The sequence below is a fragment of the Bacillus sp. IS1 genome (assembly GCF_032461585.1).
Lineage (GTDB): Bacteria > Bacillota > Bacilli > Bacillales > Bacillaceae > Bacillus > Bacillus velezensis.
The window spans coordinates 752,918-768,883 of record NZ_JAWCWR010000001.1; the positions used below are offsets into that span (position 1 = coordinate 752,918).

A 15,966-nucleotide genomic window follows, 5' to 3' on the forward strand; every position below is an offset into this window, starting at 1 on the left:
CTCATTTTATATAATTTAAAGAAATAATGCTTTTCCCTAAAAGTTCAATTGAATAGAATCAAGCGCGTTCTCTTCTTCCTCATTGCTGCCGCTCAATCCGATATGTTCGATTAGAATGCTAGGCTGTTCCAAAATCGCCGATAGGATGTGTAAGTAGTCGTTTGATAAAACCTCGATTCTGCTTTTCTTAAACAGTTTTTTCGAATATTCAAACAGTCCGTGATAGTTGTCGCGGTCCGCCTGAATCGACAAGGTCAAATCGAATTTGGCAACCGGATGATGAAATGGATACGGCTTGAGTTGAAGGGAATCGAAAGTCAATTCAGCATGATCAAGATTTTGCAGCACAAACATCGTATCGAATAAAGGATTACGGCTTGAATCTTTTGGAAGATGCAGATGCTGAATTAATTCTTCCAATGGATAGTCTTGATTTTTATAGGCGTTCAGCATGTTTTCTTTTACTTCGTTTAAGTAGGCATCAAATGTTTTACGGCCCGCCGGGTGATTGCGAATGACTAACGTATTGACGAACATTCCCACGACCGGCTCTACATCCAAATGAGTCCGCCCGGCAGATGGCGTTCCTACGATAATATCTTCTTGTCCGCTGTATTTGGATAAAAGAATCGTATAGGCTGCCAATAAAATCATATACAGTGTTGCTCCTGTGTCTTCTTCCATTTGGCTTAAACGCTGTTTCAAGTGTTCGGGTATAAGAAATTCAAATGATTCGCCTTCGTAATCGCGTATGGCAGGCCGCTCATAATCCGCAGGCATATCCAGTACAGGAATATCACCGTGAAACTGATCCAGCCAATACGCTTCCTGGCTCTTGATGTTCCGTTTCTGAATGTCCGATTGCTGCCAAACTGCAAAGTCTTTATATTGAATAGAGAGCGGGTCCGGTTCGTTCCCCTCGTAGATTCGGCTTAAATCTTTCATCAGAATATTGACGGACACGCCGTCAGAAATGATATGATGCATATCAACCACAAGCACGTGCCGCGCAGGTTCAATTTCAATCAGTCCGGCCCGCATCAGGGGCGGTTTGGCTAAGTCAAACGCTTTGATGAAATCAAGCACACGGTCTTCCGCTTCTTCTTCGCTTGCTTGAATTCGTTCTATCGTAAAGTCGACGTTCTGATGAATACGCTGTGCCGGCTCGCCTTCATATAAATCAAAGCTGGTCCGCAACGCTTCATGACGCGCGATTAATTTTCGGAAAGCGGCGTTTAACCGTTCGGGATCGATCGTCCCTTCCACATTCATGGCACCCGTCATATTGTAAGTCAGCTCGCCGCCTTCTGTGTGACTTAACAAATACATCCGCCTCTGAGCTGAAGAAACCGGATAATATGGCATTTCCTTTGCAGCCGGAATCGGTACATATCGATTTTTGTCCATGTGTAACGCCTTGTCAGCCAATTGTTCAATGGTAGGAAACTTGAATATGTCTTTGAGAGACAGATTCACATCCAGCTCTTTGTGAATTCTGGCGGCTAAGGCAGCCGCTCGGATGGAGTTGCCTCCGAGATCAAAGAAATTATGTTTGATCCCCGCATGGCTTATTCCGAGCACTTCCTTCCATAAATCTGTCAGTTTGGACTCCGTCTCATTACCCGGCGGTACATATTCAGCTGTCTGCTGCAGACTCGCTTCTGGTGCAGGCAGGGCCTTACGGTTTATTTTCCCGTTAGATGTTAACGGCATATGCTCCAGATGGACAAAATAGGACGGAACCATGTAGTCCGGAAGCTGCGATGACAATTGTTCCCTAAGCTGCGCAGCCGCTATAGGCTTGTCGCTTACGTAATACGCGCATAATTGTTTTAAGCCGTCTTCTTCTTCTTTCACTGTAACCGCGGCTTTTTGCACCGCTTCCGCGTTATGCATTGCTGCTTCAATTTCACCAAGCTCGATTCGGTGTCCCCTGATTTTGACTTGTTCATCAACGCGCCCAATATATACAAGATTTCCGTCCTTCAATCGCTTAGCCAAATCCCCTGATTTGTACATCTTCGCTCCCGGGACATACGGGTTTTCAACAAATTTCTCTGCCGTTAAATCCGGGCGGTTCCAATACCCTCTGGCAACACCCGGTCCGCTGATATATATTTCGCCGATTACCCCGAACGGAACCAGGTTTCTGCTTGCATCGGCCACATAAATATCCGTGTTGGCAGCCGGAGTGCCGATCGGGACAAATTCCCGCTTGTCCCGTTCTGCGTCGAAGTGATAAATCATACATCCGACGACAGCTTCCGTCGGTCCGTATTCATTGAAAATGTCCAGCCGGCCTTTAAACTGCTCGCTGACACTTTTGGCCAGACGGGTGCTTAAATTTTCTCCGCCGACAATCATTTTCCGTATTGCGGTGCCGCCAGCGATATTCATCTCTTTGATGACGTGCAGGTGTGCCGGGGTCAATTTGATCATGTCTATTCTTGAGTCCCGCATAATCTCAGAAAGCACAGCGCTTTTGTCTTCGCCGTCAAAGACAATGATGGTATTTCCCGTAACCAGCGGTGTAAATATCGAGGTCACAGTCAGATCGAAAGAGATGGAAGAGTATAATGGGAAGTTGGTTTTCTCACCTCTTACATAAACCTCTTTCGCCCACCAAATATAATCAGCCAGTCCCTGATGCTCAATGAGTACACCTTTTGGATTTCCCGTGGAACCTGACGTATAGATCATGTAGGCCAAATCATGCGCATCGCTGTCCGATTCAAGATTCGAGTGATCCTCATGGTATGAGTTTTCCTCATCCAAAAGCACAACGTCACCATCATACGGTAATTGATCCAGCAGGCTGCGCTGTGTCATCACAACCTCCGCTCTTGAATCTCTCAGCATATATTGAATCCGATCTTCCGGATATTCAGGATCAATGGGCACGTATGCGCCGCCGGCTTTCAGAACAGCCAAAATTCCGACAATCAGCTCGATCCGATGCGGGCAGATGATGGCAACGAATTGATCCGCTTGTACGCCTTTTGTCCGTAACGTCCGCGCCAATCGGTTCGCCCGTTCATTGAGCTGTCTGTACGTATACCGCTCATTGCCAAAAATAACGGCTTCATGATCGGGACTCTGTTCCGCCTGCATTTCAAACCACCGATATACCGTTTCCTTATGCGGATACGGCGTCTTTGTGCCATTACACTCCGTCAGCAGTTGATGCCGTTCGGTTTCAGACAGCATAGGAACGGAAGACAATGTCATCTCCGGCTGCTCAACAAGACTGTTTAAAATGGCGGTATAGTGTCTGGTGATCTGTTCAATGGTGTCTTTTGTGAATCGTCCCGGTTTATAATCAAAATGCATCTCTATCTGTTGACCGGCATCTTCGATCGTGAGCATCAAATCATATAAAGAGACCCCTGGATTTCGTTCTTTCACTTTAAATGTACATTCATCGTGCCGGATTTCATGAAATTCAATGTTTTGAAACACAAACATCGTGTTAAACAGAGACTTTCCGGTTGTTTCCCGCTGCACATTTAATTTCTCCACAAGCCGGTCGAATGGATAGTCTTGGTTTTCGAAAGCGTCAAGCGTCTGCTGCTTTACTTCTTCCAGATAATCCGTAAACGTTCTATTGGCGTGCGGCTTCGTCCGGATTCCGATGGTTTGTATGAAAATACCGATGATTTTTTCGATATCCGGATGATTTCTTCCTGAAGCAGGCGTGCCTACGACAATGTCTTCTTGTCCCGTATATTTATGAAGCAGCACATTATAGGCGGCCAGAAGCACCGTATAGAGAGTCGTTTCCGCCTTTTGTGCTAAATCTTGAAGCGAACGGATGACATCCGGCTGTAAGGAGCATGTCACACGCTGTCCCTTAGAAGACCGTTCTGCCGCTTTGGAACCGTCTGTCGGCAGGTCAAGGATGGGAATTTCGTCTTGAAATTGTTCCAGCCAATATGTCTCCTGCCGCTTCATGGCATCGTCATTCAGCCGTTGGTTTTGCCATTCTGCGAAATCTTTATATTCAAATTCAATGTCCGGTAATGGTTTCTGATGATATAAAGCCAGCAATTCATTTGTCAGGATGTTGACGGAATAACCGTCCGAAATGATATGATGCATATCGATGAGCAGTTCGGCCTGCTCGTTTTCAATCTTGATCAGCTCCGCACGAACTAACGGAGCTTGGTCCAGGCGGAACGGTTTTACAAACCCTTCTGAATAGGCATCAAATTCGTCCCGGCTCATTGTCCGGACATGAACGTTAAAATCAACTTCGTTTTCAAGTTTCTGAACGATATCGCCATCTATAATGTCGAAATACGTGCGAAACGCTTCGTGCCGCTGCATCACTTGTTGAAGAGATGAGATCAGGGCTTGCTCATCGTACTTCCCTGTTATTGATATGTGGCCGAACATATTTTGCGCCAGCTGATCCGGTTCCAGTTGGTGCAGGAAATATACTCTTTGCTGCGCCGGTGATGTCGGGTAATACGTTTTTTTCTCGGCAGCCTTCATCGGGAGGTGCACGACTTTCGTTTCGTTCTGAATGAAACGTGCTAATTCCTTAACAGTCTGGTGATTGAAAAATTGTCCGATGGAAACCTTTTGATGAAATGTCTTCTGAATTTTGGAAAGCATAAGCGTCGCCTGGAGTGAGTTTCCTCCCAGAGCCAGGAAGCGATCTGATCTGCCAACCCGTTCAAGGCCGAAAAGTTCCTCCCAAATCCGCGCCAGCTGCCGCTCCGTTTCATTTACCGGCGCCTCATAGGCTTCAGTAAAATTTGCCGTATTGCTTCCTATTGAAGAGACCCGCTTCTGGTGTTCGGCGTAAAGTGCTTGTAAATCATGCTGTTCTTCATCGGAAAACATCATCATGGCATCAAGAGGGATTGAATCTCCCTCAACCATTTTTTGCAGCAATTTTGTAAAACCCGCTCCCCACTTTTTCATGATTTCCGGACTGATGACGTTCGTATTAAAGTCGAAATCAAGAACATATTCTTGATGCGCGTCTGTTATGTTAAGAAATAAATCGTAAAGGGTGCATTTTACCGGGTATGCAACGGGCTCCGCTTCCGCCTTTCCGAAATGCAGCTTTCGAAAAGGCCTGTCTAAATTAAAGATAATACGCATATCCGGCACTTGATCGTGCGGAAGCTCTCTGGCCACCAGTGTCATCGGGACGGCTTGGTGCCGCATTGCAAGATTCACGCTTTCTTTCATACTGCCAAGATAACCGGATAAAGTGCTTTCTGAAGAAGACGTGTTCTTCACCGGAATCATATTAACGCAATTTCCAATCAGATCATGCTGTTTCATATGCGATTGACCTGCTGCGGGGACCCCGATCACAAGGCCTGACTGTTTGGTAAGCCGGTGCAGAAAAAGATGAAATGCACCCAGCATCGTCACAAATACGCTATTTTTCATCTGAATGCTTAATGACCTTAAAGCCTCGCTCAATGGCCGTCCAAGCCTGACGGTACACCGGTCTCCCTCATACCCGTTCGGATAACGGACAGAAGCTGTGCTTGGCAGAATTGGCTGCTGTATCGGTTCAGAGAAATGACGCCGCCAATAACGGACCCCTTCTTCATAATGGCCGCTGTCAATCTGTGCCTGCTGCCAGTCTAAGTATTGGCGAAACGAAACATCTGCCTCTTTCGGCGAAATCGGTTTTCCTTGTACTATTGCCGCGTAGTTGCTCTCCAGTTCTTGAACAAAAACGGCGATTGACCATCCATCGGCAATGATATGATGGAACGTGAGCACAATCAGATGTTCATTGTGAGCCGATGTAAGCACATGGATTCTAAACAAAGGCTTTTGTTCATGGAAATGAAACGGCCGCTTGGCATCTTCTGTCAGCCATTTTTGGATTTCCGGCTCCCGATGTTCATGCGGGAGACCGGTAAAATCAATGACGGGTATATCTATATTCATCCGTTCCTGCACTTGCTGTACCTCGTCATCGGGATGAATCACCGTACGTAAAGCTTCATGACGGTCAACGATATGCCGGACGGCTTGTTTTAATGGTGTATGCTGCAGTTCGCCCTTCACTTTCAGCATAATGGACTGGTTTAAAGCCGCGGAAGCTTCATTCCCGTAATGGGATGCCATAACCAACTGCTTTTGTTCAGGTGAAAGCTCGCGCGTCCCGGACTTTTTACGGCCTCCGCCATCAGGGGAATCCGGACCTTCCGGAATAAATCCGCCTCGGCGAAGATCCTCCACCGTGTCTTTCACCGCTTGAATAATATTTTCGATATCATCCGCGGTATGCGCCGCAGACAAGAAGCAGTTGCGTCCTTCCCACACATAGACCCCTTTATAATTGAGATGGTAAAAGAACAAGTCATTATCAAGCGATGAGACAAACCGGAATAAAGAACCGAATCGAACCATGCGGATAGGCACTTGCGCTTGTTCGAAGCAGCGATTCAGCTCATCGACCAGGTAGGCTGTTTGTTGATTAAGCTGCTCATACAGATGTTCTCCCTCGGTTTGTAAATGGCGAAGGACGGCTAATGACATCCTCATGGTAAGCGGGTGAGTATTGAAGGTGCCGGCCACAAACGTGCGCTTCGCCTCGTCTTGCGGGTAGGAATCGTCCCCATACTGCCAGGTACCCCCGTCGATCGCATTCATGAACTCAGCTTTTCCGGAAACTACCCCTAACGGCTGTCCGCCGCCGATGATTTTTCCGTAGGTCACTAAATCAGCCTGAATGCCGAACCATTCCTGTGCGCCGCCAAGACCGATCCGAAATCCGGTAATAATTTCATCCATAATCAGAGCTGTTCCGGATTGCTGCGTGATCGCCCGCAATTCTTTCAAAAATGCCTGCGGCTGCAAATCCGGTCTGCGGCTTTGTACCGGTTCCACCAGTACGGCTGCCAATTCATCACCAAGACTGCGGATCACATCCAGCGAATCGGGATTGTTGTAATGTAAAATAATCAAATCATCCATAAAGCTCTGCAGTATACCCGGAGCCAGCGGATTCGCAGACGCAGCCCCGCCTTTTGTGCCGGCAACCCCTAATACGCCGTCAAACGTCCCGTGATAAGATCCTGAGAACGCCACGACTTTCTTTCTTCCTGTTGCCGCCCGCGCCAAACGCAGGGCAACCATGACGGCCTCTGTTCCGGAATTATAGAAAGCGACCCTTTCCACTCCGGTACATGTGCGGATCCGGTCGGCAACTTCACCGGCGACATCTGACATCGGGCCGAGCGGAGGCAATGATGAACGGGTTGAATCATCGATAACCTGTGTAATAAAGGAAGGATGATGCCCGAAAAGGTTAACCCCGAATCCCATGGTGATATCGATATATTCATTTCCGTCAATATCCCACATTTTAGAACCGTCAGAACGTTCGGCGATAATCGGGTATACGATTTCCTTCCAATACGAACGGAAGCTGGACAAATTGCGGTTGTTTGCATGAGCAAATCGGGTATTATCCGTATATTGTTTGGAACCTTTCGTTTTATCTGCGTATTTCTTGATGAAATCTTCTAAGTATTGTTTTTGCCGTGCGGTATAGTGTCCCTGATCATTCAGGTTCTGAGGCTGGAAAGGAACATAGGGTTTCGCTTCTTGAGCCGCTTTCTGTTCTGCAGTGACGGTCGGAGGCCCCTGCTTGACAGAAGGAATTGATTTCTCTTGCGCTTTAGCGTATTCTTTCTCACCGGAATGATGTCCGCTGTTTCTCAACAAATTAAAGCTATTTAATTGAGCTTGCAAGGTATCCTGAATTAATTGATTCTGAGAAGCGATGATTTTTTCGAGCATATGTTCTTGATGACCTTCTCTGCGATCCGATTCAGGCTGCGCTTCTGAAATGACCTGTATTTCCTGCGCTGGAACATTCTCTTGGGGCGGAGCGGCTGCAAAGGACGATGGAACGGTATCAGCCAAGTAATCTATGACACTTTGAAGGTTGGTCAACGTATCAAAAAAACGATCCATCGGGATATCTACCCCAAATTCGTCCGCGATGGCTTTTTTGACCTGTGACAGCATGATAGAATCCATTCCGAGCCCGATAAAATGAGCATTCAGATCGAGTTCCTCTCCCCTGATCCCCGAAGCATTGCTGATTACAGTTTTCAGGAAGGATTCAATATGCGCCTTCGATTGATTGATATTCAATGCCGCTTCTCCTCTCTTTTCGCCCTCGTTTAAGCGCAACTGGTCAGCTTCAGCCCAGCATCGGCTCCGTTCAAACGGATACAGGGGCAATGGCGTCTTTTGTACAGTTTCACCGGAATACAGCGCGCGCCAATCGATAACGGCTCCTTGCACAAATAATTCGGCTGCGCGATGCATCCATGTGATCCGTTCATCTTGCGTACGTAAACGCTGCTTAATCAGAGCGGCTGCTTGTTGATTCAGCTCTTCTTTATGAGCAGGCAGCATTTCCTTCATATTCTTGTAACCGATGTATACACCGGGAAGATTTCTGTCTCCCTGAATCAGGCGGGTCAGCTTATCCGATAATTCTTGCTTACCGGATACAATCATGGCAATGCCATGATCCAAATGAGCCCTGCCCGTACTTGCTGTATAGCAAATGGACTTTAATGAAGCTTGGCTGTCATCCGATACATATTGCTGGTACTGCTGTGCGAGTTCATAGAGTGATTTTTCAGTATGAGCGGATAAAACAAATAGGTGCGGCCCATGTTCATCCTCAGGCGCATACTCACTTTGAGAAATATATTCTTCCAGTACCACATGAGCGTTCGTTCCGCTAAAGCCAAATGAGCTGACTCCGCCTCGCAGCGGCTCATCACCCGATGTGAACTCCGAAACTTCCTGATTCACATAAAATGGTGATGAGTGAAAATGAATGAGCGGATTAGGTTCATTAAAGTGCGCTAACGGCGGATTTTTCTTGTGATTCAGCATGAGGACAGATTTGATCAGCCCGACGATGCCTGCCGCTTCAAACAAATGACCGATGTTCGATTTAACAGAACCAATCGCACAAAATTGTTTTTTTGCCGTATACTTTTCAAACGCTTTACAAAGCCCGTTAAATTCAACCGGATCGCCGAGCTTCGTTCCGGTGCCATGCGCTTCGATGAAAGACAGTGTTTCAGGAGCAATACCCGCGTCTTTCCAAGCCGTCTCAATGACCTCAGTCTGAGCTGCCGGATTCGGCGCTGTAATCCCGGCGGTTGTTCCGTCTTGATTCAGCGCGCTTCCCTTGATTACGCCGTAAATATGGTCTCCGTCGCGAACAGCATCCTGCAAAGGTTTTAGCAGGACTGCGGCCGCGCCTTCACCTGTGCCCGTGCCGTCTGAATCTTTGCTGAACGTTTTCGTGTACCCGTCCGAAGATTCCATATCAAGTCCGATACAGATCGGCAAGAGCGATGTCCGGATACCGCCCGCAAGAGCCATTTCACAATCGCCGGACATTAAAGATTTACATGCCATATGAACGGCGGCAAGCGATGAGGAGCATGCCGTATCCACTGTGACCGCCGGCCCTTTTAAATTTAAGAAATAAGCGATTCGGCTGGCTAGCACGGAAGGGAGATTGCCCACGATATATTGATGAAGTTCCTCCGGATAATTCGCAGAAAGGAGACGTTCATAATCGTAGCCCACCTTCGAGTACCCTGCATATACCCCGACACGGCTCCCGTTCATGCTGCCGCCGGCATAGCCCGCATCTTCAATCGCATGCCATGCAGACTGCAAAAACAGTCTTTGGTTAGGGTCCATAAACTGAGCCGTTTTAGGAGCTAAACCGAAGAACGAATAATCAAAGCGGTCGATTTCATCTAAATAGCCGCCCTTCACAAACTGATTCTCATTGAACTCGCTTTGGATGGACTTTAAATAATCCGCCGCATCTTTCAGCCGGGATTCGGGGTATTCTCGAATGCTGTGCTCACCTTTTTCAAGCAGATTCCAAAAATCACTTTTCGTCGACGCTCCCGGGACATTGAGCGACATCCCGATAATGGCGATATCTTTCGGTGTCACATGGCTTGGTTTCGCTGCCGCGTCCTGCTTGATTTCAGCACGGCTTTCAGACAGATATACCGCTAAATCAGTGATAGAAGGATACGTAAAGAGATCTGAAACGGAAAGCTCGCGTCCGAATTTCTGTTCTATGCGCTCGGCAATCTGCGATAACTGTAATGAATTTGCTCCCATATCAAAATAACTGTCAGCGAGGTGAACCTTTTTTCCATCGAGCACTTCGGAAAAGATAGACAGCAATTCCGTTTCTATCTCATGAATGGGTGTCTGTCCGGATGTTTCCGTGCTGCTCTCCAAACATTCATTGATGGCGGCGGACTCTGTTGAAAAATTCCCTGCCTCATACTGTCTGGCAAGTTCGTAGCGTTTAACCTTTCCGCTGGTTGTTTTAGGGAGTTTTCGGATCGGAAGGACTTCTTTTATGCTCCAGCCGCCCCGCTTGTACAAATGTTTTTTTATCTCTTTGACAAGCGGCGCAAATTTTTCAGGTGATTTTTTGTAAACAACAAAGAGCACGATTTCTCCGCTTTGTGTCTTTTGATCATATACACCGCAGGCGGCAACCCTTCCTAAGTCAACCTCTTCCATTTCAATCGCGACCCGTTCAATATCGTGCGGGTAGATATTTTTTCCGTTCACGAAAATAATGTCCTTTTCTCTTCCGGTTACGACTAAGTTACCACTTTCACTAATGAATCCGAGGTCTCCTGTTTTTACCCAGCCGTCAGAAGTCAGCGCTTTTTCCGTACTCTCGGGGTTGTTGTAATACCCTTGCGTCACATTGTCTCCTTTGATCTGGATATGGCCGATGATTCCGTCTTCTACTCTTTCATTTGTTTCATCGGAGATCCGAAGCTGACAATAGTCAATAGGTTGTCCCACCTCGACGAATGAAGCGCAATTTTGGTCCTCTTTGCTGACTTTTACAGCTCTTTCACCAAGATTTAAATAGTCACGATGCAAATAAACGGGAACGAATTCTTTACCTATTTTAGAGAACGCTGCGCCAACCGAAGCTTCCGCTAAACCGTAAACATTCAAAATGGCGGATCTTTTCAGATTGAATGCTGCGCATCTTTTCAAAAATTCGTCACACAGCTCCGGCAATATCGGTTCTGCACCGTTTGCGATGACCTTGATGTGGGATAAATCCCAGTCTGGTTCGTTTTTCAGAAATTTAAGGAAGTAGTTGTACCCGAAATTAGGAGATGATAGAATACTGGCTTTATGTTCATGAGCTTTTTTCATCCAAAGAATAGGTCTGCGAATAAATAACTCTGTAGGCATTAGATTTTGATTGATTCCGGTTATGAAGGGAACAAGGTGGCAGGCGATGAGCCCCATATCATGCGTTAAAGGCATCCATGATAAGAAAGAGTCTTTCGAATGAACGTGTAGGGCATTCCCAATGGCGCACGTGTTATGTATTAAGTTGTGATGCGTTAACATGACTCCTTTTGGATCTCCTGTCGATCCGGAAGAAAATTGGATAAAGGCGAGTTCATCCGCATCAGGTTCATAAAACGAAGCGGGGTAATCGTAGGTTTGATCTTGAATGACGTCAGATTTTTCGTTTAATTGATGATGGAAATCCTGTAAATCGTGTTCTGCAGCGTATTTCTTTATTTTGTCCAATACTTTTTCAGAGGCAATCAGAAACGGATGATTTAATATATTCCAAATGCGCCAGACCTTCAGCTTATGGTCATCATCTTCTCCGATACTGACCGGCACCGGGATCATTCCTCCTAATATACAGGCCCAAAAAGCAACGACAAATGATTTGTTTTCTTGGATTTGAAATACAATTTCCTGCTTCGGCTGAATGCCGAGATGCTGTAAATAGCCAAGATACCCTTGCGCCTCTTCAAACAATTGGCGATAAGAGACAACCGTCTCGTTTTTATCGGATTCGATAAAACGGATCCCGCGATCAGAGATATTGCTTCTTTCCCGAATGACATCTACTAAGGTTTGGAATTGACTGGTATACATAGGTCCCCTCCTGGGCGCTTTATTTTAAAATCCGCAATTCTTCCCAAGCCGGAAGCTGTTTAGCTTCACAAATTAATTTGCATAAATGGATCGAATGTTCGAGTTCTTGTTCTGAAAGCACGTCTTCATGCCTTTTCATTCTCTCTTTCAGCTCTTGGATTTGCGTAAATAATGGCGTCGTCATATTGGAATAAGCCGCTGAATCCTTGTTGTAATTTCGCGCAATGACGGATTGAATCATCAATTTATTCAGTTGTTTTTTGCGTAAATGGACAATATGTTTCTTTCTTTCCGCTGAATTGGAAAGCGGGGGAACATCAGATGTCTGTCCTAAGGGATAAGGTACAATGTGATTCGTTGTTTTTCTCAGCAGACCGGCTAGGACATTGTTCGGACCCATTTCGATGACTTCCGTCACTCCGTGTAAAAGCAAGTAATGCATCGATTCTGTCCATCTTACCGGCATCGTCATGTGCTGTTTGAGGTGTTCGCTGATCAAATTTCCGCTGCTGTAAGGGCGCGCGGTGACATTTGAAATGATCGGCCATGCGGCATCCCGGAAGGAATACCGGTGTAATACAGTCTGGAATTGTTCGGAGGCGGATCGTATCATCGAACTGTGAAAAGGCGCACTGACATTCAAATAAGTGTATGCCGCACCCTTTTCCTCCGCCATCTTGATGACACGTTCCACAGCTTGCCGGTGTCCGGAAATCACATGCTGCTGTTCTGAATTCATGCAGGCTACTCCTGCCGGAAAGTCTTCCGTCGACACTTTCGAACATATTTCCTGCAACGTTTGAAGAGAGAGGTGAGTCACGGCGGCCATCGCCCCCTGCTGCTTGGGATCCGCATTTTGCATAAGAATTCCCCGCTCCCTTACAAGTGTAACGGCATCCTGAAAAGAAAGGGCGCCGGCACAGACAAGCGCTGAATATTCGCCTAAGCTATGGCCTGCCAGGAAGCGGGGCTTCACCCCTATTTCCTGCATATACACTTGAAAAGCAATAACACTGACCGTTAAAATAGCGGGCTGCGCGTTCATTGTCTTTGTCAATTCATTCATATCTCCGTTAAAACACAGTTTTTTTACATCCAAGGAGATCGCATCGCTCGCTTCTTCAAACAATCTCTTTGCGAGCACAAAATCATTCCAAAATTGTTTGCCCATTCCTACAAATTGAGACCCTTGTCCAGGAAATAAAAAGGCAAGATTGTTCATGAGATTCCTCCGATCATATTGAACAGGGAATACAATATCCTACAAAATATCCCTTTATCTAACATCCTAGCATGATTATAACAAATGTGTATAGAATACTTTCGGAGGAGTTATTGTTCGATTTTACAAACGAATTAGATATATTTATTCATAAAATAAAACATGGAGGTTTCACCGAAAATCAGTCTTAAAGAGAGATGATGAAAGCCGGCGTGGAGCCTGTTACCGGCTCTTCTTCACTTAGAACGCGCTCTTTATGTTTCATATGTTTTAGGGCTATCGGCATAATTGTGTCAGAAATTACATATTTTCTGTTTATTGTAAAAATTCATTTGTATATCTGTGAAGGATTGTAAACTGATTGCGCTTGATTATAAATGTGGCGCAAGAGATGGATCTGGATGGGGAAAATCTGCAAGGGCGAAATACGCCGCAGAACATGTGAATGACCCAGCCCGGATACCGATTGACGCAGTAAATCGGCCTATTGAGTGAACAAGGTTTTCAGGCATAAAAAAACAGCCGTTCAGAGCGGCTGTTTTTTTAAAAAGTATAAGAACTATTGAGCGGTATACCCGCCGTCCATGACTACGGCCTGACCTGTGACCCCTTTTGCTTTGTCGCTGGCCAAAAATACGGCGTAATCAGCGATTTCCTTCACTGACAGCAGCCGTTTTTGGGGAACGAGCGGAAAGATCACGTCCTCAAGCACCCGTTCGTACGGTACATTCCTTGTTGCGGAAATGTCCTTTAACTGATTGCGGACAAGCTGAGTGTCCACATATCCCGGACAAAGCGCATTGACGGTAATGCCGTCAGCCGCGCCTTCAAGTGCGCCGACTTTCGTTAAACCGATGACGCCGTGCTTGGCGCTGTTATATGCCGCTTTCCCGTGAAAACCGATCAGTCCGTTGACAGACGCCATATTAATGATTCGACCGAATTGCTGTTTTTTCATAATGGGGAATGCATGCTTCATTGCGATAAATGGCGCAGTCAGCATGAGACGAATGAGCCGTTCAAACTGTTCGGTGGGAAATTCCTCGATGGGCGCGACATGCTGAATGCCCGCATTATTCACAAGGATATCGAGACGTCCGAATTGTTTCTCGACCGTCTGCAGCATGTCGGCCACTTGTTTTTCATTTGTTACATCGCATGTGATGCTGACTGCTTCACAGCCTTCATCTTTCAGTCTTGCCGCCGCTTCTTTCCCCGCTTGTTCGTTTACATCAGAGATGATGACGGCTGCTCCTTCACGGGCGAATTCTTTTGCGATTTCAAGCCCGATTCCTCCGGCTGCTCCTGTTACAACGGCTGTTTTTTCAATAAGCAATGAATGCATGACGGCACCTCCTCATTTTGGTCTGACCCCGTTTTTTAACGACTGGCTGACAGTAAAATGACCTTCTGTTTTCTCAAAGACCTCCTCCATTGTTACACCTTCCTGCAGTTCGGTGAGCGTCATACGGCCATCATGAAAATCGAAAACAGCCAAATCTGTGATCAGCCGATCGACCACCTGCCTGCCGGTTAAAGGAAGCGTACATTCCGTTCTCACTTTAGATTCCCCATATTTATTAACGTGCTCCATGATGACAATAATCCGTTTTGCTCCGTGGACCAAGTCCATGGCTCCGCCCATTCCTTTGATCATTTTTCCGGGGATCATCCAGTTCGCCAAATCTCCCCGTTCGGAAACTTCCATCCCGCCGAGGATCGCTACATCAATGTGGCCGCCGCGAATCATGGCAAAGGATTCGGCACTGTCAAAATACGAGGCTCCCTTTACCTCAGTAATGGTTTCTTTTCCCGCATTGATCAGATCGGGGTCCTCCGTTCCTTCCGCCGGATAAGGCCCGATCCCGAGCAAGCCGTTTTCAGACTGAAGCAGGACGTTATAATCATTCGGTATCTCATTGGCTACAAGCGTCGGCATCCCTATCCCCAAGTTCACATTCATTCCGTCCTTTATTTCCTTTACAGCCCGTTTGATCATTCGTTTTCTGCTATCTCTCATTCTGTCAGCCTCCTTTATCATGCTTGCCGGACGGTGCGGCGTTCAATCCGTTTTTCATGAATCCCGCCGGGCAGCACGTGCTGCACAAAAATACCCGGCGTATGAATTTGATCCGGATCAAGCTCTCCGGCATCGACGATTTCTTCAGCCTCTGCAATCGTCACTTTGCCTGCCATTGCAGCGAGCGGATTGAAATTTCTCGCCGTCTTTCTGAACATCAGGTTGCCCAGAGGATCGGCTTTCCAGGCCTTTACGATGGCGGCGTTCCCTGTAATCCCTTTCTCCAGAAGATAGGTGCGTCCGTCAAATGTCTTATGTTCTTTTCCCTCGGCTACTGATGTTCCGACGCCTGCAGGTGTATAAAACGCCGGAATGCCCGCCCCTCCCGCGCGAATTCTTTCTGCGAGCGTTCCTTGGGGCACCAATTCGACTTCCAGCTCTCCGCTTAAAAACTGCCGTTCAAAGGTTTTGTTTTCTCCCACATAGGATGCGATCATTTTTTTGATCTGCCGGTTTGCAAGCAAGAGGCCTAACCCCCAATCATCAACACCGCAGTTATTACTGACAACGGTCAAGTTTTTTACGCCGCTGTCCCTGATCGCGAGAATTAATTGTTCCGGAATGCCGCACAGGCCGAAGCCTCCTGCGATGAGGGTGTCTCCGTCCTTGATCAGTGCAGCAGCATCTTGATAAGAGTCCATCACTTTTCCTTTTCCCATATTCGTTTCCCCTTTCTGTT

Annotated in this window: 5 protein-coding genes; all 5 read right to left on the reverse strand. The window is 46.8% G+C overall.

Annotated elements, in window-relative coordinates:
• Positions 1-36 precede the first annotated feature (36 nt).
• Entirely contained in the window at positions 37-11,985 is an 11,949-nt protein-coding gene (gene bamA, locus RUW00_RS03285; RefSeq protein WP_315956490.1) for a bacillomycin D hybrid PKS/NRPS BamA, read from the reverse strand.
• Between the two features lie 19 nt (positions 11,986-12,004).
• Positions 12,005-13,207 carry a bacillomycin D biosynthesis malonyl-CoA transacylase BamD gene (bamD, locus tag RUW00_RS03290; protein ID WP_270354188.1) on the reverse strand — a complete coding sequence of 401 codons (1,203 nt, stop codon included), beginning with the start codon at positions 13,205-13,207 and terminating at the stop codon, positions 12,005-12,007.
• Between the two features lie 559 nt (positions 13,208-13,766).
• Positions 13,767-14,552 (reverse strand): 3-hydroxybutyrate dehydrogenase, encoded by a 786-nt coding sequence (locus RUW00_RS03295; RefSeq protein WP_014418050.1) that lies wholly within the window; start codon positions 14,550-14,552, stop codon positions 13,767-13,769.
• 12 nt (positions 14,553-14,564) lie between these two features.
• Positions 14,565-15,227, reverse strand: coding sequence for a CoA transferase subunit B (locus RUW00_RS03300; RefSeq protein ID WP_007410136.1), 663 nt, complete (start codon positions 15,225-15,227; stop codon positions 14,565-14,567).
• 17 nt (positions 15,228-15,244) lie between these two features.
• The gene (locus tag RUW00_RS03305; RefSeq protein ID WP_280145136.1) at positions 15,245-15,946 is read right to left on the reverse strand and encodes a CoA transferase subunit A; all 702 of its coding nucleotides are present in this window, start codon (positions 15,944-15,946) and stop codon (positions 15,245-15,247) included.
• Positions 15,947-15,966: the final 20 nt, after the last annotated feature.